A 20,452-nucleotide genomic window follows, 5' to 3' on the forward strand; every position below is an offset into this window, starting at 1 on the left:
CAGCTGGCTTTCAGAAAGCTGTTCTCTTAATTCCTGTTGCTGTTTTTTTAATTGTTCGGTTTCAATGCTGTATTCTTTTTTAGTTCGAGTTGATTCCTCAGCTAATTGTTTCAAATGTGCATTGTTGAGAGTAATTATCTCGTTTAATTGTTGATAGTTACGATATAACTCATCTATATGCAGATTATGATTTTGTTGCGTTCTGGCTAATTGATCAATTACCTCGTTGCTTTCATTTAACTGTGATCTTAAAATTCTTAGATCTTTGATTAAATCAGCAACTTCGGGATTTATTCCTCCCAAAACTATTGCTTGAAGCTTCACTTTTTGAAAAAAATCATCTTTGATATTAACTGGTTTATTATGCAGATCCCAATTCTTCTTGATTAAAATATTAGCTGCAAGTTTGATTACTCTGTCTCTATGAGTGGAGAGAATATCAATATCTATATCAAGAGGCAGATCTCCTGATAGATGCTTGACATGATCAAATCCATTAATTAACGTATCAATATTGTCATACAGCTGATCCAGCTCGGTCAATGAAGAAGCATCATCTACAGTATCCAATTCAAAATACCGGTCAAGATTACATTCTTTATATAAAGTACACTCTAAAATTTGCGCTAAAGCCTGTCGTTTTTCTGGATTTTCACCATCTTGTAATGCTTCCAGTTGTTCATTTAAAACAGTCTTGATGTTAATTATTGTTACAGGTGAAACTTCTTTTAATGCTTTAGCTACTGATCTGATTATATAAGAGCGTTCACTCTCCTCAGAAGCAGCTAACTCTAGTTTTTCAAGGAACACCCTAACAGTTTCGTTAAATTGTGCATCTGGAACCAGATAATTTTTTAATCGATCATTAAGTTTGTTTGATTGATCAATAAGTGAGGCATGGTGTATTTGTACTGAATTTTTAAAACTGGAACGTAAGATCAGTTCACATTCACCAATTATTTTATTAATAACCGCATCCTGAGGTTGTCTTTTGAATTGCTGCAAGATAGCAAAAACTTTATCAATTTCAGCTAATAAATTAGTTTTCACTTCTAAAGATAGATGATTTCGTAAATATTTCTGACTAATCGTTTCTAAAAAAACGGAGATTGCCTCGAAAGTTGTTTTACGATCTGCTTCAGAATCTAATAAAGCTTGTGAGTGCAATGATAAACTACTCGACATATCTGCTGCTTTAGGTTCTAGAGCTTGAACATATCCCGTGAATATAGTACTAAGAACATATCCTAATTGAGTAATAAGTGCGTCGGGTTGATATTCATCACTATTCAGCTTAAATGCCATGTGTTTAAGCAAATATAAAAATGCATGTTCTTTATTAATAAATTGCCCACCTAATGATGGAGATAAAGAGTCTAAAGAAGTATAGTTGTGCCCATCGGCATGTACATATCGAGCACCAGAACTGGATGCTTCACTGCCCAGATACGCATAAGCTGTTCCAGCCAAAAATCGGTATGCTTTATCATTAAGCTGAATTTTTCTATACAGCTCCAGAATTAATTCGACTCGTTCTTGTTTCCCTGCCGAAAAAAATTCATTTGAAATTTCATCCAATGCCAGATGTTCCAGAGCTACAGGAGAAGTCACTCTATCAAAAAGACCGGTACTGCTGTTGATAAAATTAAGTAATTTGACAACCGTTAATTTTTGGACAAGGGAGGAATCATTGCAATTTTCATCCACTAAAATATCGTCAAACTGTTGGGTATATAGATTTCCACTCGCTGTACCATGATGTCCTGGTAAAATTAATGGTGTCTGACCATTGAATTTTATGGGAATAAAACATCGGGTACGTTCATCACGAAAAATTAATAACTCTGCATTGGTGCAAGGTGGTTTAATATAAAATCGCTCATCCCTCCAGGCGATAAATTTTCCGATACCTCGCCAGCTTCCTCCTGGGACTGGATCCATTAAAAACATATTGATTTTCGAAGATGATAATCTATCAGCCAGTTTTGTCCTTACCTCAATTGACTCATTCACTTCAGCAAAGAGCTTCTTCACAGCCTTTGAAGTATAAGTACACGGTGAGTTTGCCATTATTTGAAAAATGGTTTGAGATGGTTTTGTTTGAAGTTCTGTTTTTATTCGTTCTATTTCATGGGCTATTAGTATGGATTCTACAGCTCCACGGCTATGAGCGGATATTTGAATGTTTTTTTTCCCTTCAGCAAGGGCTTTGAGTATGAGAAAAACTCCCTGGGCTATTCGCTCGCCAACCTCGGAACCAAGAGTTGTAGGCCCATTCACTACATCTACTGATGGTGTGCTGAATGATAAAGGTTGAACCATACTAAGTTCAGGATCGTGTTCACCTAGCCTGTCAGCGACCACTCGTGCCATATAAGATAAGGTTTCGCCATTGACATAGGCTCTCTGTTCTTTAGGAACTACAGTATCTTTCGTAAGTTGATGCGGGTATGTAGGTATATGAGTATATACGGTATCTGTTCCCAGCATGAACAAAAAATAATCTGGATTTTGTGCTACTGGTTGTTCTAATAAAACTTGCAGTAGTGAGTGCAAATTATTATGTTTCGGCATGGAAAGCTCCACTTCTCAGGAGCCAACTCGAAAAAATTCCGTTATTAATCAGTTCTTTATAGTATGTGTTTTTAGTTAAAACACTGGAATAATCTGTACAATTTACTTATGATTTATTGCAGCAAATACTACAATTTTAAAAATCCGTTTGATTTTCGAAGCGGCATTAAGTCTAAAAAAAGTACAATTGTATGCTTTTTTCCCCGTACTGTCAATAACTGGTAAGGTGTGTTGTATCGTTGCTTTACTCTCGAATTAACCTGCATCATCAATAGAGTTTTCAAAACGTGTATCAGATCTAATCTGTATACTTGGATATAAGTTTCAAATACTCAGTTCAATCAAAAACAACGTGTTTCAAGAAAGAAGTCATGTTGTGCTGGTATTGATACTTTTTATAATGGTTGATTATGATGCAGTTTTGAAATGAGCTTATTTATCAATGAATTCACAACTCTATACACAAGGTTATCCACAGAATTTGTGGATAACACAATTTAAATAGTGAAGCTACAGCTCATATATAGCGTGATTCTACAACAAACATAGTTGCAAAAGCAGCGGTAGTTTAAGAAAATATGCTTGAATTATCCACAGGTTATAACAATGTGAATAAATTGAAAGTGGGGGAAAATTATAACAAATCTAATTTTAAATTACATTCTTAATTTGAGTTTTTTGAAATTGTATTAGTCATGGGGTGTTACAATCATTGGAACGAAAAGGTACTCTAAGTAATAATCATTAGGCCAGCTCTAGCTTCTCAGCGACATCGAGTGGTCACAATTGACCTTCTGCCACAACTTTAGGCAACATAAATGAAAAGTGTCCCAAGAAATTAATATGCTTCCGTCCTAATGGTGACAACCTTTGTTCATCTTCTTCATTTATCACCTCACCTTGTGCGCGTAAATAATCTACTGCAGCCTGCATGTACACTGTATTCCACAATACAATTCAATGCTTGCGTATTGATGCTTTGTTAACTTTGTGATTTGAACTATCGTTGAGCACACCATAATCGGCTTTAGAATCAATTCTCCAAAACCGAGCACCACCAACATCAACTGGATTAGACGCTGCACGTGCAAGGGGTAGAAGTGGGGGAAGAAAAAAAATTGCCTCTGATAATCCTAAAGTATTAACTGCTAAGCGCATGCATAAAAATCATGGGATGAGTATTGATGATATTTGTAAAACACTTAAAATATCGCGTGCCAGTTTTTATCAAGCATATGTTCCTTTAAATTTTTAATCATACGCACGAACCTCAAAGGAACATTGTTAGGAAGCATCACAACTTCATCAGAAACTGCCTTATAAGCTAATGTAGTGTATAGTTTAACTCCAGGAAGTGTTGCCATCATTTCTAGTTGAGTAAATCCATTTATATGTGCTTCGCGTTCACAATGTTTTAGAAGGGTACTTCCTAAACCCTGTCTGGCAAATTTGGGATGAATAAAAAAAGCTCTTATTTTTGCTGCATCTTTTAAGGGATCGAGATATTCTGGTTCTTCTCTGCCTGCAAATTGATTGCCTCCAAATAATGTTTTACGTTTACTCCATCCCCCACAACCAGCTATTTCTCCATCTTTTTCTATAACAAAATAAGTCATATCTTTAACCAATTCAGTGTCTACACCAAATACGTACTTAATTGCACCTTCGATTTCTTGATCTGAATAAATATCTCGGCTTAACTCCCTTGCAGAGACACTAATTAATTCACTTAAGACTTTAACATCATCAATATTTGCTAATCTTATGTTAATCATGATTTTCTCCAGGTTTTTAGGAGAAAAGAATGTAGCATAGAATTTAAATAAAAAAATTTCTTATTTATTTTATAAAAATTACTATTTATAATGTTTTATTTCTAATTTTGGTAATATATGAAAAAGAATATCAATCCTGATCAATTGAAATTGAATAATAAAAATCACGTCAACGAATTGTTAGATAAAACAGATAGAAAAATCCTAAATATCCTTCAAAAAGATAATCAAATTACAAATCAAGCACTTGCAGATAAAGTGGGCATATCAGCTCCTCCTTGTTTTAGGCGGGTAAAACGTTTGCGTGATGAAGGTATTATTCTTCATGACGTTTCTTTAGTTGATCCTTTTAAAGTGGGTAAGCCATTAATTGTCTTTGTAAATATTACTCTTGAAAAGCAAAGAGAAGATCTTTTGGCTCATTTCGAGCGAAAAATGTCCGCGGAACCTGAGGTAATGCAATGCTATTTTGTTTCTGGTGATACTGATTATTTACTCATTATTCATGTAAAAGATATGAACGATTATAATGAATTTGCAAGAAGGGTGTTTGCTAATGAGGCGAATATCAAACAGTTTCGAAGCAGTTTTTGTCTTAACCGAACAAAATACAATACTCAAGTCGTTTTATCAGAAGATTAGAAAGTTGTAGGGTATCAGCAGTCAACGACTACCTTAGAGTACTTTTTCGTTCAAAGGATTGTCACACCCCGTCATCCTTTCATATTATCAGAGAAAAACGCATTAACTGCTAAGGTTCTTTCTGAGGAGCATGGCATCTTCTACCCCGTTGTTATCTTTATAATAATCCTTTTTAATTTCAACGGTTTCAAAGCCTAAAGATTGATATAGGTGTATTGCAGTATAATTACTTGGCCTAACTTCCAGAACTACATTTTTTGTTTCTGTAAATTTTGACAAGGAATAAAGCACCGTTTGTAAGAGTTTGCGCCCCAATCCTTTTGACTGAAGTGGTTTAGCAATACAAAAATTTAATATATGACAACTATTGTTACTTATTCGGGAAATAATATATCCGCCAAGAATTGGACTATCTCCATTGTTTATTTCAAGCACGCGGCAATCATAGCCAACCAAAACACAGTCTCGTAATATATCTTTACTCCATGGAGCAATATGAACATTGGTTTCAATAGAATAAACATTGTCAATATCAGATTCTTTCATACGACGAATGTTAAGTATCATTCGATGCTCCCGGTGTTTTGCAGCTTTACATACAGATTATAGATAGTTTTCAAATAAGTTAATAAAATAATAGCTCAACACGTGGTTAATAACCTATTAAAATGAGCATCAATTATCAATAATAACTCATTTATAATGTGCTTTTTTGGTGCTCTGCGTCATTACGTTACTTTTAAACTGCAAGGGTATTTTGAATCAATTCAAATAAATTAATTTGAGAATGTTCTTAGTGCGAAATGCATTTAGTTAAGCGATGTACGGCGTCTACACAGCTTAACTAAAATCTTGATCTCCCTGCTTGATGAATAGACAAAATATCTCACATTGACCATTCATTTATCAGCTTTATTTTTGAAGCTTTTATCCTTATTACAATTTACTGATATTCTCCTAATTATTTCTTTTTTTTTTTGGGTAAATAAAGATCGGTAATCGTTCCTTCAAAAGCCTCAGCTGATTGAGCAATAGTTTCAGACAAAGTGGGATGAGGATGAATTGTCAATGCAATATCCTCAACATCGCAACACATTTCGATGGCTAATGCTGTTTCTGCAATAAGATCACCCGCATTGATACCTACTATGCCAGCACCTAGAATACGGTTTGTTTCAGGACAGAACAGAAGTTTGGTCATCCCTTCTTCACGTCCCATGCTTAATGCTCGACCACTTGCAGCCCAGGGGAATGTTGCTTTTTCGTAGTTAGTGCCTTTCTCTTTTGCTTCTTTTTCAGTTAAACCAACCCAGGCGAGTTCAGGATCAGTATAAGCAACACTGGCGATACATTTAGGTTCAAAATAATGTTTTTTACCGGCAATGACTTCAGCTGCTACTTTACCTTCCGGAATTGCTTTATGAGCCAACATAGGTTGACCTACAACATCACCAATGGCAAAAATATGCGGAACATTAGTTCTCAGTTGATTATCAACTTTAATAAATCCACGCTCATCAACGTGTACACCAGCTTTTTCAGCATTGATCGTACCACCATTAGGTTTTCGTCCAACAGAAACCAGGACTTGTTGGAAGCATAATGGTTTATCAGTAGCGTGCTCCCCTTCCATAGATACATAAATACCGTCTTTTTTGGCTTCAACAGCGGTTACTTTGGTTTTCAGCAGGAATTTAACTCCTTTTTTAACCATTCTCTTTTGTAATATATTAACCAAATCAGAATCAGCGCCAGGTATTAGCTGATCCATAAATTCAACAACGGTAACATCAACGCTAAGTGAAGAATAAACAGTTGCCATTTCCAGACCAATAATACCGCCGCCTAAAACCAACAGATTACCTTTGATATCAGCAAGTTCTAAAGCACCGGTTGAACTGAATATGCGTTTATCTTCTGGAATAAAGGGTAAATTAATTGATTCAGAGCCCACAGCAATAATGGCATTTTCAAAATCAACCTCAACTGGGCCGTCTTTAGTCTCAACAGTGACTTGGTGAGTTCCTGAGAATTTGCCAACGCCAGTCAATATGTCAACTTTACGTTGTTTGGAGAGGGCTTTTAAACCACCTGTCAGTTTTGATACAACAGAGTTTTTCCAGTTTACTAATTTTTTGTTATCCAGTTTCGGTTTTCCAAAATCAACGCCATGCTCTGCCATTTCATGAGCTTCGTCAACTACTTTTGCAATATGCAGGAGTGCTTTTGAAGGGATACAACCCACATTGAGACACACACCACCCAGTGAGTCAAATCGCTCAACCAGTACCACTTTTTTCCCCAAATCCGCAGCTCTAAAAGCCGCAGTATATCCACCTGGTCCACTGCCTAAAACCACGACATCAGTTTTAATTTTGTTAGCCATCATTAATGCCTCATATTGTAAATTATAGTTAAATTATCTCATAGATTCAGAGGAGAACTCTTCTAATATCAGATAAATTATCACATATATAACGAGTAAATCGTGCAGCTTCAGCACCATCAATTACTCTATGATCGTAAGATAAAGACAGAGGTAGCATTAATCTTGGCCTGAATTCTCCTTTATCATAAATCGGTTTAAATGAAGAACGCGATAATCCAAGAATCGCGACTTCCGGGCTATTTACTATGGGGGTAAATGAAGTACCACCAATACCTCCAAGACTGGAAATTGTAAAGCAGCCCCCAGACATATCTGCTGGCATCAACCCTTTATCTCGCGCCTTGCCGCTTAATCGTGCCATTTCAAGAGCAATATCACTAACTGTCAGCTGATCTACATTTTTAATAACCGGTACTACCAAACCATTATTAGTCTCGACAGCAATGCCTATATTGCAATATTTTTTATAAATTAACTGTTCGCCGCTAGCATCTAACGATGAATTAAATTGCGGGTAAGCGTGTAAGGCCCTGCTAACTACTTTGCAAACAAATGCTAATATTGTCAGTTTGTAACCCGGTTCTTTGATACGTTCAGATTCTGATTTTCTAAATTTTTCTAAATCAGTGATGTCTGCCTCATCAAACTGAGTGACATGCGGAATGGTTATCCAGGAGCGATGTACATTGGCACCTGTTAATCGTTTTATTTTATTCAGTGGCTTGGATTCTATGTCACCGAATTTACTAAAATCAATTATTGGATTTGCTGGAAAATTAAAAGTACTTGCAGTCGGCTGTTCATTCAAGCGAGTCTTTATATAATTTTGTATGTCTTCCTTGGTAATGCGAGTTTTTCGTCCGCTACCTTTTACCAGGTGTAAATTAACCCCTAACTCTCTTGCCATTCGTCGTACTGCAGGACCTGCTGATATGACATCTGACAGCTCATTTGGTTCTGAGGCTGGTGTTATTTCTGGACGTGAAACAGCTACTGGAGTGGATTGAACCGGCTGTTCTTTAGTGTGTTCAGGTGCTTTAACGGGAGGTTCTTGTACTTCCAGATCTTCGGCCGTAGTAGCCTCCATGACTAATATTTGTGTGCCCTGTGCTACTTTATCACCTAAATTAATTTTTAGTTCTTTAATTATCCCGGAATAAGGAGAAGGTATATCCATAGTCGCCTTATCTCCTTCAAGCGTAATCAAAGCCTGATCTTTCTCGATATTCATTCCAGGTTTTACCAGAATATCAATGACATCTACGTCGGTTGCACCACCTATGTCAGGAATGGTTACTTCGACTCTTGTGTTAGTGTTCCTGGCTATGGGTTTAGTTTCTTCAACCGTTTCAGTGGATTTACTGATTTGAGTGGTCTCAGTTAAGGTCTCATTTTTAGGGATGACAGCAGCCTGATCGGTTGATGCCACAAGGATTACATCCCCTTCGGATACTTTATCCCCAACTTTTAATGTGATCCGACTGATAGTTCCTTCTACAGGAGAAGGAATTTCCATACTCGCTTTATCCGATTCAAGAGTAATCAGCGGAGTATCAACATTTATTTGATCTCCAGCCTTAACTAATATCTCGATTACATCAACCTGAGTTGCACCGCCTATATCAGGTATCTTTATTTCTATTTCATTTGCCATATCTATCCTCAGCATTCAGTTAAACTGTAGCAAAACCTTTGTACTCAGTTAGTTTAACTAATGGGTAACTGGATCTAATTTATCTGGATTAATAGAGTAACGTTTTATCGCATCTACAACTTTAGATTTATCTATAGAACCTTCAGCAACCAATGCATTTAATGCTGCCAGGACTATATATTTTGCATCTACTTCAAAGAAATGTCGTAATCGTTCACGTGTGTCACTTCTTCCATAACCGTCTGTTCCTAATGTAACGTAGCGATTGGGTACATAAGGACGAATCTGATCCGCGTAAATGCGCATATAATCTGTTGCGGCTATTACTGGTCCTTTACGATCTTTAAGCTGGGAAGCAACATACGACTCCTGAGCTTCAGCTTCTGGATGCATCGCATTATGCCGCTCTTTGGCCAAGCCATCACGACGAAGTTCATTAAAGCTTGTTACGCTCCAAATATCCGAAGTGATTGAATAATCGTTTTCGAGCATTTCAGCTGCTTTTATCACTTCACGTAAAATAGTACCAGATCCCATTAATTGGACATGATTTTTAGATTTCTTTTTGCTGTCTTTAAATACGTACATTCCTCGAACTATGCCATCTTCGACCCCTTTTGGCATATCGGGTTGTAAATAATTTTCGTTCATTACTGTTATGTAATAGAACACGTTATCGCCCTTTTCATACATACGGTATAAACCATTCTGGATAATAACGGCCAGTTCATAGGCAAATGTAGGATCATAGGAGACGCAATTAGGTATAGTCGAAGCATAAAGATGACTATGGCCATCTTGATGTTGTAATCCTTCTCCAGCCAATGTAGTACGTCCTGCTGTTCCTCCAAGTAAAAATCCTCGTGCCTGGATGTCACCTGCAGCCCAGGCTAAATCACCGATACGTTGGAATCCGAACATCGAATAATAGATATAAAAAGGAATCATCGTGAGTTTATTCGAGCTGTATGAAGTTGCGGCGGCAATCCATGAACAAAATGCTCCGGCTTCATTAATCCCTTCTTCAAGTATCTGTCCATCACGCGCTTCTTTGTAATACATTACCTGTTCACGATCTACCGGGGTATATAATTGACCAACTGGAGAATATATTCCGATTTGACGGAATAAGCCTTCCATACCGAAGGTTCGGCATTCATCAGGAACAATGGGCACAATTCTGGAACTCAATTCTTTATTTTTCAGTAGTATTGATAAAATACGTACAAAAGCCATTGTTGTTGATATTTCTCTATCACCCAAGCCATGAGTCACCGATGCAAATTCATCTAAAGGGGGAATTTGTAACGCTGGAACCTCTGTAGATCGGTGTGGTAAATATCCACCTAAAGCTTCTCTTTGCTTTTTGATGTATTTGATTTCAGGGCTATCGTCATCAGGCCTGTAAAAAGGTACTTCTGCAATTTTATCGTCACTGATGGGTATACTGAAACGATCTCTAAAAGCCTTTAATTGTTCCAGAGTCATTTTCTTTTGTTGGTGAGTAATATTCAGACCCTCACCCGCAGCACCCATTCCATAACCTTTAATGGTTTTAGCTAAAATAACCGTAGGAGTTCCTTTATGTTCTACCGCCTGTGCATAAGCAGCGTATACTTTTTGAGGATCATGGCCACCACGATTCAGACGCCAAATCTCATCATCACTCAGATTATCAACCATTTTCTTTAATTCGGGATATTGATTAAAGAAATGTTGTCTGACATAAGAACCGTCATTTGCTTTATAGGATTGATAGTCACCATCAAGGCACTCTTCCATCCTTTTTTGCATCCAGCCTTCCTTATCGCGGGCAAATAGTGGATCCCAACGCCCACCCCAGATAACTTTAATCACATTCCAACCGGCACCCCTGAATAGACCTTCAAGCTCCTGTATTATTTTTCCGTTACCTCTAACGGGACCATCAAGCCTTTGTAAATTGCAATTTACAACAAAAATAAGGTTGTCCAGTTTTTCTCTGGCAGCAATACTTAATGCACCTACTGATTCTGGTTCATCCATTTCTCCATCGCCCAGGAATGCCCAGACTTTCCGACCTTCTGCTTTAATTAATCCTCTATTTTCAAGATATTTTAAAAAACGAGCCTGATAAATTGCTTGTAAGGGGCCAAGTCCCATTGATACAGTCGGAAATTGCCAAAAATCGTGCATAAGCCAAGGATGTGGGTAAGAAGATAGCCCATCAACGTCAACTTCCTGTCTGAATTTTTGTAGTTTTGATTCAGAAAGTCGTCCCTCAAGAAATGCTCGTGCATAAATTCCTGGTGAAGAATGACCTTGAATATAGAGCAGATCACCACCATTTTCTCCATTAGGACCTTTAAAGAAATAATTAAATCCTGTTTCATATAAAGTTGAAGAAGATGCATAAGACGCGATATGCCCTCCTAATTCAGGAGCGTATTTTCCAGCCCGTAGAACCATTGCAACAGCATTCCAGCGAAGCAAGGCATTAATCCGTTTACCAAGACCCTCATCAGGAGGCATTTGTTTCTCTTCATGAGGTTTAATGGTATTTCTATAAGGAGTATTAATAGAGCTGGTTAATTTAACTCCTTCAGCATTAGCTTTATTCAAGAGTTGTTGTAAAAGAAATGCAGCACGCTCACTACCATCATTGGCAAAAACAGATTGCAGGGCATCCAGCCATTCACGTGTTTCAATTGGATCCAAATCAAAATTAGTTTCATTTGCCATGAAAAAGTTCCCCGACTTTCAAAATTTTATGTACAGTATGGTACAGCTTGTAATCGTTTTTGTATTACACCAGTACAACCTTGTTTGCAGGTTAAGTAGTCCGATGTACAGTTACACGTTACTTTGCGGCATTGTAGTGGATCACGGTAAGAATTCAACCCACGTGACACATATCCCCCTTGAACTTGTTTGTCATGCACATATCCCAGGTAATTCATTGCTGCCTCATCTGATGCAATTAATGAACATCTTGGGCAGTTATTGGAACACTGTTGCTTGCATGAATCGGCACGCTGCTCACATAATTGCAAACATTGGCTTAGTTCCTTGGACTTACCTATGCCGGGTTGTTGCGTAGCACAACCCGATAGCACCAAAAGTACTATGCAAAAAATGAAGCGTAAAAAGTAGTTCATAGTTTAGTCCTACAATAAATTATGGTGAATTACATCTTTAGAGCCATGCAATTAATGTAAATAACGCAATGAAAACCACTAATACTATAGCCGCATGTTCTACCAAGGCTTCAGCATTGGGTATCGGTATATCATCAGATTCATTGATTCGAACAGCTTGTAAACCACATTCACTTAATATTTGGTTGTTGGAATCAGGGTTGTTAAGAAAATATTGCATAAAGGTTGCAAAACCACGTTGAAAATTCCCTACCAATAAAAACAGTAAAGCGGTAATACGTGCAGGTACCCATTCAAGGATTTCAGTAACCTGTTTAGCCTGCGAGCTTACTTCATCATAGTTTTTGCATAATGTGAATAATCTATAAATCAAAACAGCAATTGGTCCAGCGAGTATATACCAGAAAATGACAGCAAATAATTGACTGTTTACCAGGGCAAAATAATCACCGATAAATTCACTGTGGTTATTTTTTGAATCAGTTTCAGAAAGAGGATAAAAAGCATTCTGAGGACCAAGGCAATAGAAAAAAATCAAAGTACTTAAAAGTAATCCTGTAAAACCAAAAAAAAGATTATGAAAAATTAGATAAATAATTGAAGTAGTTAAAACAATGGGCAGTATTAATGCGGCTAAATACAGCCATGGATTGTTATTATGAGAGCGCTTCTCAACAGCATTGGTTATAACTAAAAAATAATCTCCAAACCATGAAAATCGTTGATAGGATAGCGAATGGATCAAAAAGCGTTCACTAAGCAAGCACAATACTACAACCAGTAATTTCATAATATTAATCCTTACGCATTTTATCTGAAAGGGCTATGGGTGTTGGGTATTTCAATACTACAAGGTACGATGAAACTATAAAAGTTAAAATAGTCGTTGCCTGGATTAAATTGGAAGCGACATCAGAGATGAGTTTAGTACTTAAAGCAATACTTGCAACAAGTAATGAAAACTCACTTCCCTGTCCAAGTCGTACACCTACTTCTTTGGCAACTTGTTTTTTCTCACCTGCTCTGAACAGCAGGATATAAAATAATAATGGTTTAATAATTAGGATTAATGCGGCAAGAATTACCGCTGGAATAACTACTTGCGCGGCATAACTGAAATTAAACGTTGCTCCAATTGTAAAGAAAAACATAACCAGGAAAAAATCCCTTAAAGGCTTCAAGCTTTCTGCTATAAATAGAGAAATGGGACTTGCTGCCAAAGCTACACCGGCCACGAAAGCACCTATATCTTCTGAAAGCCCTAATTTTTGTGCAAGTACAGATAATCCGAGACACCACCCTATCGACAGTAGAAAGACATATTCCTGGGTTCTATCGAAACGTGCGAGCAGTTTTATTAATATGTAACGTTCAAATGCAAAAGCAAATAAACATAATGCTGGAAGTGCAATAAGAACCAGCATTAAATCATCTAGCGATAATCCACCTCCCTGATGGGCTCCATTAATCAGGATTAATATAATTATCGCAATGACGTCCTGCATTAACAAGACACTTATCATTACTTCACCCGTGTGCTGATGATGCAAGATGGTTGTGGGAAGTAACTTTAAGCCTATGATGGTACTTGAGAACATCATTGATGCACCGAGAACCCATGATTCTGTAACAGTAAGTCCAAACCATCTTCCTATGCCATAAGCTATGCCTGCAAAGAGAACAGAGCTTACTATCGCTATCCAGGTCACTTTCTTTAACATGTGAACCAGATTTTGTGGCTGCAAATGAAGACCGAGTAAAAAAAGAAGGAACACAATTCCTATATCGCCAATTTGCTGTACGGTAGTTACATCGGATACCAGTTTTAAACCCCAAGGACCAAATACGGCACCCAATAAGATATAAGCAACCAGTAAGGATTGTCTGGTGTACAAAACCAGAGTGGAAAAGAATGCAGCCCCAGCAAATATTAAAAATATTGTATAAAATACAGAGCCATTATGCATTGGTAGAGTGCCTCATAAATAAATTGGATATTGATAATCAGATTTTTATGTAATTTTATCCATTAATCCCTGAATTAGCTATTAATTATTCTGTTTCCGGACTTAATTTATTAATATTGAAAAATATAGCGGTATTCAGTTTGTTTTATAAGATTACAGTCAACAGAATAATTGTCGTAATCACATATTAAATATTCAAACTGAAAACAGCACGCACAGATTCATTTTTTTGGATCCGGGGTATAAACCCGGATCAATGCATTATTATATTAATACCGAAAAGGAGCCTGTTACCCCATTTTGGGCTAATTTAGTTTTGAGGTTATCCGACATGGCTTTATTACCAAAAGGCCCGACTCGTACAACATAGTGTTGCTGATAATGCTCAATAAAAACAGGTGATGGTGTAATATGAACCAATTTTTCTTTAAGTTTTTTTGCAAGAGCTTCGGATGAAAATGCGCCCGCTTGAAGATAATAATGCGCAACACCAGCAGGTCCCTTCAATGTTTCAATTTCTACATTCGCGGTGCCTTTGGGAAATACGCCCAATTTTAGAGCAGCTGCATAGGACAGATCGATGACACGATCTGCGTGAAAAGGACCTCTATCGTTTACTTTAACTACAGCTGAACGACCATTATCCAGATTTTTTACTTTGACATAAGTGGGTAATGGCAGTGTTTTATGGGCTGCTGTCATTACATACATATTATACGGCTCACCACTGGAGGTTCGTTGTTTGTGAAATTTTGTACCATACCACGATGCAACGCCTCTTGTTTTATATCCGCTAGAACTTTTCATTACTTTATATGCCCTTCCATCAACATAATATTCCGAAGGATTTCCATAGCGGCTTAGAGGTTCGTTGGCAGGTACAGGCTCTTTAAAACTGAGTTTCTTTTGTTGGGAAGGAGCCCCATCCTGTTGAATGGTATATCGATTATTTTTATTTTTATATCGGTCATAAACCGAACCTTGCTGGTATTGGCGAGAATGATTTGAATTGTTCTTTCCAGAAGATGTTGATGATGAATCGGGGGAGTTAGTAGTTTGACAACTTGAAAGTAAAATAGTTAAAACTATAAGTATTTTTCGCATGTTCTCTTAATTTTTATTATTATTTTTTTCTAATATACCTAAATTTATAAAGAATTCGTAGTTTTGTATTTAATTAATTTGGAATATTGGAAAATCACTGAAAATATTATCAATATTTGCATCATGCTATTTGGATGCCTGCAAAAGGCTGTGTTAAGATAACACCATTTTGCAACTACTTCAGGTAACAACATGACTAAAGCCACGTCTTTTTTATTGACGACCCTGTTTTTTATTACATTATTTGTACAATCCAGCAATTCGGTTGCCGAGGACTCTTTACCCACAGACCTGGCGAAACCCTCCCCTACTATATCAAACAAACCACTAGTAACTCCTGCTGCCCCTATTTTAAACGCCAAAGCATATATTCTTATTGATGTGAATAGTGGAAAAATTATTGCTGAAAAAAACAGTGATGAGCGTTTACCTCCTGCAAGCTTGACTAAAATGATGACTTTGTATGTAGTTTCTAATGCGCTGCATCATGAACAAATTCATTTAAACGACAGTGTTCGAGTGAGCCGTGATGCATGGAAAATTGGCGGTTCGCGCATGTTTATTAAAGAAGGCCAACAAGTTTCAGTCGAAGAATTGTTAAAAGGTATTATTGTTGATTCAGGAAATGATGCCTGTGTCGCAATGGCCGAACACATTGGTGGAACTGAAGGAGCCTTTACTGAAATAATGAACCAGCAGGCTCAAAACCTGGGAATGAAGAACAGTCATTTTACTGACAGTACCGGGCTTCCTGATCCTAATTTATATACAACGGCAAAAGATTTGGCCATTTTGGGTCGTGCGTTGGTCTCTGACTTCCCTCAATATTATGGATGGTATAAACAAAAATGGTTTACTTATAATGGAATCCGTCAACCTAACAGAAATCGTTTGTTATGGCGTGATAACCAGGTAGATGGAATAAAAACTGGCCATACTAATGAAGCTGGATTTTGCCTTGTTTCATCTGCAAAACGCGACAACATGCGTTTACTGGCAGTTGTACTTGGTGAGCCAAATGATTCATCACGTGCTGACGATAGTGAAAAGTTACTCAATTATGGATTTAGATTTTTTGAAACACACCAACTCTACAAATCGGGTCAATCCATAACGGAACTTCCTCTTTATAAAGGATCAGTAGATAAAGTTACAGTTGGTTTGACTGATGATCAGTTTATTACGATACCCGCAGGTCAATACCAAAGACTTAATATTTCAACCAAAATACCTGCTTATTTGCAGGCTCCCGTTAAGAAAGGGGATAAAGTTGGTGATTTGGTTGTTCAATTTGATAACAATATTATTTCAACTCGACCACTTTACGCCCTTCAAACAATCGAAACTGGCGGTTTTTACACGCGTACTAAGGATTCAATTCGCTTGGCCTTCAAACGATGGTTTGGTTCTTAGGGTTATCGATAGATGAATATCGCATATGTTAATGGAGAATACTGTAATCTGACGGACGCCAAAATTTCAATCTTTGATCGAGGTTTTCTTTTTGGCGATGCTGTCTATGAAGTATTACCCGTTTATCATGGCCAGCCTTATTTTGTAGAACGGCATATAGATCGTCTCAATTCTAATTTGCAAAAAATTAAAATTGAGACGCCCGATATGGATTGGAATAAACTAATACATAAACTTATTTCTGAAAATAATGGTGGTGATTTACAGATATACATTCAGGTTACTCGAGGTAATCAAGGCGCTCGTAAGCACGATATTCCATCCCAAATTAAACCTTCCGTTATTGCATTTACGCTACATACTTCCTATCCAACTCAACAGGAAAAAGAGCGAGGACTTAATGCAAAATTGATAGAAGATATTCGTTGGGATCGTTGTGATATAAAGACAACCTCACTGCTCGCCAATATACTACTGAATGATGAAGCTGTATCCTCAGGTTTTCATACCTCGATTCTGGTACGCGATGGACTTGTAACAGAAGGAAGTACATCAAATGTATTTATTGTTACTCATGACAATGTAATTAAAACTCCTAAATTAACTCATTTCTGTTTACCAGGAGTCACTCGACAAGTAGCTATTGAGTTAATAAATCAGTTAAATTTGAATTTTATTGAAGATAATATTGAGTCTTCTGAATTATTTAATGCAAAGGAACTTTGGATCAGCAGTACTACCAAAGAAATTTTTCCAATTACCAGACTTAATGATTCACTCATTAATCAAGGTCATGTTGGAGATTATTGGCGTATAATAAATGAATCATATCAACGATTAATACATTAAATTATGACTAAAAAATCAATTATAGAATTTCCATGTGATTTTCCCATTAAAATTATCGGTGTTAACTCCGAGATTTTTCTGGAAGAAATCAGAATGATAGTCAATGAGCACTTTCCTGATTTTAATCATGATAATTTGACTCATAAATTAAGTGAAAAGAGCAGCTATTTGGCAATTACTGTAACTGTATATGCCATAAACCAGGAAATGCTCGATTCATTTTATCAGGATCTCACCAAACATCCTGATGTGAAGATGGTTTTATGATGAATATTCACAACCTGGGCATACAGGAGTACGATGAAGTTTGGCATCGAATGAAAGAGTTCACTATTAACAGGGATGAACACAGTACCGATGAACTCTGGTTATTACAACATTTCCCTGTTTATACACAAGGACAGGCAGGAAAACCAGAACATATACTCAATTCCAATGCTATTAAAATTGTACAATCAGATCGTGGTGGACAGGTAACTTATCACGGTCCTGGACAGTTAGTAGCATATGTATTGATGGATATACGAAGACGGAATCTTGGAATAAGAACTTTGGTTTCTCAGCTGGAACAGGTTCTGATAACTACCTTGGCTCATTATTCAATATCAGCCACTACTCGATGTGGAGCTCCTGGAGTCTATGTATCTGATAAAAAAATAGCTTCTATTGGTTTAAGAGTAAAAAATGGTTGCACATATCATGGAATTGCCTTAAACATTGATATGGACTTAACCCCATTTTCAGGAATTAATCCCTGCGGATACGCCAAAATGGAAATGACACAGATGAGTTATTTTTATCCGGAAATTCGACTCGAAGAAGTAAGTCAGTGTTTTGAACAAAGTTTTATTAATCAATTTTGCCAATGAGATACTATGAATTTGTTCGCTGATTATGTTCATCCACTTACCAGCTGGTTACAGGCAAATCCCCATTGGTCTTTGTTTATAACGTTCATTATTGCCTTAACAGAATCATTAGCAATAATAGGAAGCATAGTCCCTGGTTCAGTAACCATGACTGCGATTGGAATACTTGCAGGTTCCGGGATCATGCGTATTGATTTTACTCTGATTGCCGCAACTTTAGGCGCAGTATGCGGTGATAGTCTTAGTTACTTTTTAGGTTATTTTTACAGCGATCAACTGCTTGAAGTCTGGCCCTTTAAAAAATATCCTAATCTACTCAAATATGGTAAGGAGTTCTTTTCAAAACATGGTGGCAAAAGTGTTTTGATTGGTCGTTTTGTTGGACCCTTGAGATCCATTATTCCTGTTATTGCTGGAATAATGCATATGAAACAATGGCGATTTTTGATTGCAAATGTATTATCCGCAATAGGATGGTCTTTTTTATATGTTATGCCAGGAGTTTTGATTGGCACAGCAGGACACGAACTATCTACTGAAGGAGCTACTCGCTTATTTATTCTAATATTAGTTATTCTTGTTGGAGTTTGGTTCACCAGTATTTTTATAAAATCAGCCTTTCTCAAAATCAATTTATTTTTAAAAAATAATTTACATGGTTTCTGGCTCAGTTCAAAAAATAATTCAAAATTATTCAGTTTATTTAATGCCATAACTCCTGAAGATGAAAAGGATCATTATCCTACCGCAGGATTATTGTTGTTAACGGTGTTTTTTTTATTTTTGTTTATAGTCCTGCTCGCATTAGGTATGACGACACAATGGCTCCAGGCCATTAATATCCCAATACACCTGTTCACTCAAAGTTTACATACGTCCCTACTAGAGTCCATATTCATCATTTGTGCGCAATTAACCAGCACACTTACTTTATCAGGATTATTTCTGGTTTGCTGTATATGGGCGTTCTGTCATCGTAATTATAAGATAATAGCTTATTTAAGCAGTGTATTATTTTTTAGTGTGGTCATTGTCGTTTTACTGTCTTATGTATATTGCACTCCAAGACCACAGGGGTTGCTGGTAACTATGCCTGGTTCATCATTTCCGGTAACGAATCTTGTTCTGGCTACAGCATTGTATGGATTTATTTTATTTTACATTAACAACAGCCATTCACTACTGACCAACACATTCAGAACCATTATATTAATCTTTCTTGGATTAAGCGGTTTTGCGGTAATTTATTTAGGAGATTATTGGCTTACTGATGTAGTAGCAGGTTATTTACTTGGTATTATCGTTTGTTTAATTCATTGGATTATCTACAGAAAATCAAATTATATAGCCGCGAAAAAAGGAGAGTCTGTAGAAAAAATGTCAACGGTATTGGTTACCATCATTGTTTTCACTGCCCTCTCAACCAATATGAATTACAAAATTCTCGTACATAATCATGCCCCCTATCATAAAGAGTATACATTGACAGAGAATGCATGGTGGAACCAATTAAACCCTGTTTTACCCCTATACAGATTAAACAGGATAGGTCACAGAATTAGTCTGTTAAATCTACAATATTACGGTAATCTGGATTTGTTGGTAACCAGTTTGGAGCAGCATGGATGGAAGTCTCATAGCGAGTCATTCTTTACAAAACTACTTTTAAGAATGAACAAATCAAATGAAGGAATCAAACTACCTTTACTTGCTCAGTTATTCGAAAACAAACGCCCGGCCCTACTGATGACTTATCAGGATAAAAAATCAAAGTTGATTCTGGAGTTGACTTTATGGGAGTCCAATTACTTTATCAATAATTTCGAACATCCTATATGGATAGGTACTGTTCATCAAAACGTCCATAATAAGGACAAGCAAAAGAGCAACCACAGTTCGTTAAATCAACTGATAAATCCAATTCCTTTTATTCTTCCCGCATTAAATCAATTTACCCTAAGACGTATAGAAGTACCTCAGGACATGATTAGAACCAGCTCCTATCCTACCTCTCCCTACATACTGCTAATAAGAAATCCTGACCTATTGAATTGAATATGGCTGTTTTTTAATACCATT

Annotated in this window: 17 protein-coding genes and 1 pseudogene; 6 read left to right on the plus strand and 12 right to left on the minus strand. The window is 36.8% G+C overall.

The window, feature by feature from the left end; genetic code table 11:
- The 4 genes and pseudogenes from Lqua_RS05600 to Lqua_RS05610 form a co-directional block, all read right to left on the minus strand.
- Positions 1-2,574 (minus strand): hypothetical protein (locus tag Lqua_RS05600; RefSeq protein WP_193787174.1); only part of this gene is annotated, 2,574 nt, incomplete at its 3' end.
- A gap of 780 nt (positions 2,575-3,354) precedes the next feature.
- Positions 3,355-3,531, minus strand: a pseudogene (locus tag Lqua_RS17885) (Tn3 family transposase); the annotation flags it as partial.
- Positions 3,532-3,732, minus strand: coding sequence for a hypothetical protein (locus Lqua_RS18685; protein ID WP_058473303.1), 201 nt, complete (start codon positions 3,730-3,732; stop codon positions 3,532-3,534). It abuts the pseudogene before it with no gap.
- Positions 3,733-3,776: 44 nt separating this feature from the next.
- On the minus strand, positions 3,777-4,349 hold the full coding sequence (locus Lqua_RS05610; RefSeq protein WP_058473304.1) for a GNAT family N-acetyltransferase: 573 nt from the start codon (positions 4,347-4,349) through the stop codon (positions 3,777-3,779).
- Between the two features lie 117 nt (positions 4,350-4,466).
- Here Lqua_RS05610 and Lqua_RS05615 point away from each other — a divergent pair, with 117 nt between their 5' ends.
- A complete protein-coding gene (locus Lqua_RS05615) occupies positions 4,467-4,991 on the plus strand; it encodes an Lrp/AsnC family transcriptional regulator (RefSeq protein WP_058473305.1) in 525 nt (174 codons plus the stop codon).
- A 102-nt stretch (positions 4,992-5,093) separates the two neighbouring features.
- Here the strand turns inward: Lqua_RS05615 and rimI are convergent, their stop codons facing one another.
- From rimI to Lqua_RS05650, 8 genes are all read right to left on the minus strand, one after another.
- Positions 5,094-5,558, minus strand: a complete 465-nt coding sequence (rimI, locus tag Lqua_RS05620; protein ID WP_058473306.1) for a ribosomal protein S18-alanine N-acetyltransferase — start codon at positions 5,556-5,558, stop codon at positions 5,094-5,096.
- A gap of 394 nt (positions 5,559-5,952) precedes the next feature.
- The gene (gene lpdA / locus Lqua_RS05625) at positions 5,953-7,377 is read right to left on the minus strand and encodes a dihydrolipoyl dehydrogenase (protein WP_058473758.1); all 1,425 of its coding nucleotides are present in this window, start codon (positions 7,375-7,377) and stop codon (positions 5,953-5,955) included.
- 46 nt (positions 7,378-7,423) lie between these two features.
- The gene (aceF, locus tag Lqua_RS05630; protein WP_058473307.1) at positions 7,424-9,034 is read right to left on the minus strand and encodes a dihydrolipoyllysine-residue acetyltransferase; all 1,611 of its coding nucleotides are present in this window, start codon (positions 9,032-9,034) and stop codon (positions 7,424-7,426) included.
- 57 nt (positions 9,035-9,091) lie between these two features.
- Positions 9,092-11,755 carry a pyruvate dehydrogenase (acetyl-transferring), homodimeric type gene (gene aceE / locus Lqua_RS05635; protein ID WP_058473308.1) on the minus strand — a complete coding sequence of 888 codons (2,664 nt, stop codon included), beginning with the start codon at positions 11,753-11,755 and terminating at the stop codon, positions 9,092-9,094.
- A gap of 26 nt (positions 11,756-11,781) precedes the next feature.
- Positions 11,782-12,171 carry an acyltransferase gene (locus Lqua_RS17895; RefSeq protein WP_083501265.1) on the minus strand — a complete coding sequence of 130 codons (390 nt, stop codon included), beginning with the start codon at positions 12,169-12,171 and terminating at the stop codon, positions 11,782-11,784.
- Positions 12,172-12,208: 37 nt separating this feature from the next.
- Positions 12,209-12,961, minus strand: a complete 753-nt coding sequence (gene ampE, locus Lqua_RS05640; protein ID WP_058473309.1) for a regulatory signaling modulator protein AmpE — start codon at positions 12,959-12,961, stop codon at positions 12,209-12,211.
- A gap of 4 nt (positions 12,962-12,965) precedes the next feature.
- Entirely contained in the window at positions 12,966-14,138 is a 1,173-nt protein-coding gene (locus tag Lqua_RS05645; protein WP_058473310.1) for a cation:proton antiporter, read from the minus strand.
- Between the two features lie 264 nt (positions 14,139-14,402).
- The gene (locus Lqua_RS05650) at positions 14,403-15,242 is read right to left on the minus strand and encodes a septal ring lytic transglycosylase RlpA family protein (RefSeq protein WP_058473311.1); all 840 of its coding nucleotides are present in this window, start codon (positions 15,240-15,242) and stop codon (positions 14,403-14,405) included.
- 192 nt (positions 15,243-15,434) lie between these two features.
- Here Lqua_RS05650 and Lqua_RS05655 point away from each other — a divergent pair, with 192 nt between their 5' ends.
- Genes Lqua_RS05655 through Lqua_RS05675 form a run of 5 tightly spaced genes read left to right on the plus strand, consistent with a single transcriptional unit; the run spans position 15,435 to position 20,428 of the window.
- A complete protein-coding gene (locus Lqua_RS05655) occupies positions 15,435-16,655 on the plus strand; it encodes a D-alanyl-D-alanine carboxypeptidase family protein (RefSeq protein ID WP_058473312.1) in 1,221 nt (406 codons plus the stop codon).
- Positions 16,656-16,667: 12 nt separating this feature from the next.
- Entirely contained in the window at positions 16,668-17,504 is an 837-nt protein-coding gene (locus Lqua_RS05660) for a D-amino acid aminotransferase (RefSeq protein WP_058473313.1), read from the plus strand.
- Positions 17,505-17,507: 3 nt separating this feature from the next.
- Positions 17,508-17,771, plus strand: coding sequence for an HP0495 family protein (locus Lqua_RS05665; RefSeq protein WP_058473314.1), 264 nt, complete (start codon positions 17,508-17,510; stop codon positions 17,769-17,771).
- On the plus strand, positions 17,771-18,373 hold the full coding sequence (lipB, locus tag Lqua_RS05670) for a lipoyl(octanoyl) transferase LipB (protein ID WP_058473759.1): 603 nt from the start codon (positions 17,771-17,773) through the stop codon (positions 18,371-18,373). The genes Lqua_RS05665 and lipB overlap by 1 nt, the downstream gene beginning before the upstream one ends.
- Positions 18,374-18,379: 6 nt before the next feature.
- Entirely contained in the window at positions 18,380-20,428 is a 2,049-nt protein-coding gene (locus Lqua_RS05675; RefSeq protein WP_058473315.1) for a bifunctional DedA family/phosphatase PAP2 family protein, read from the plus strand.
- Positions 20,429-20,452 lie beyond the last annotated feature (24 nt).

The organism is Legionella quateirensis (assembly GCF_001467955.1).
Classification (GTDB): domain Bacteria; phylum Pseudomonadota; class Gammaproteobacteria; order Legionellales; family Legionellaceae; genus Legionella; species Legionella quateirensis.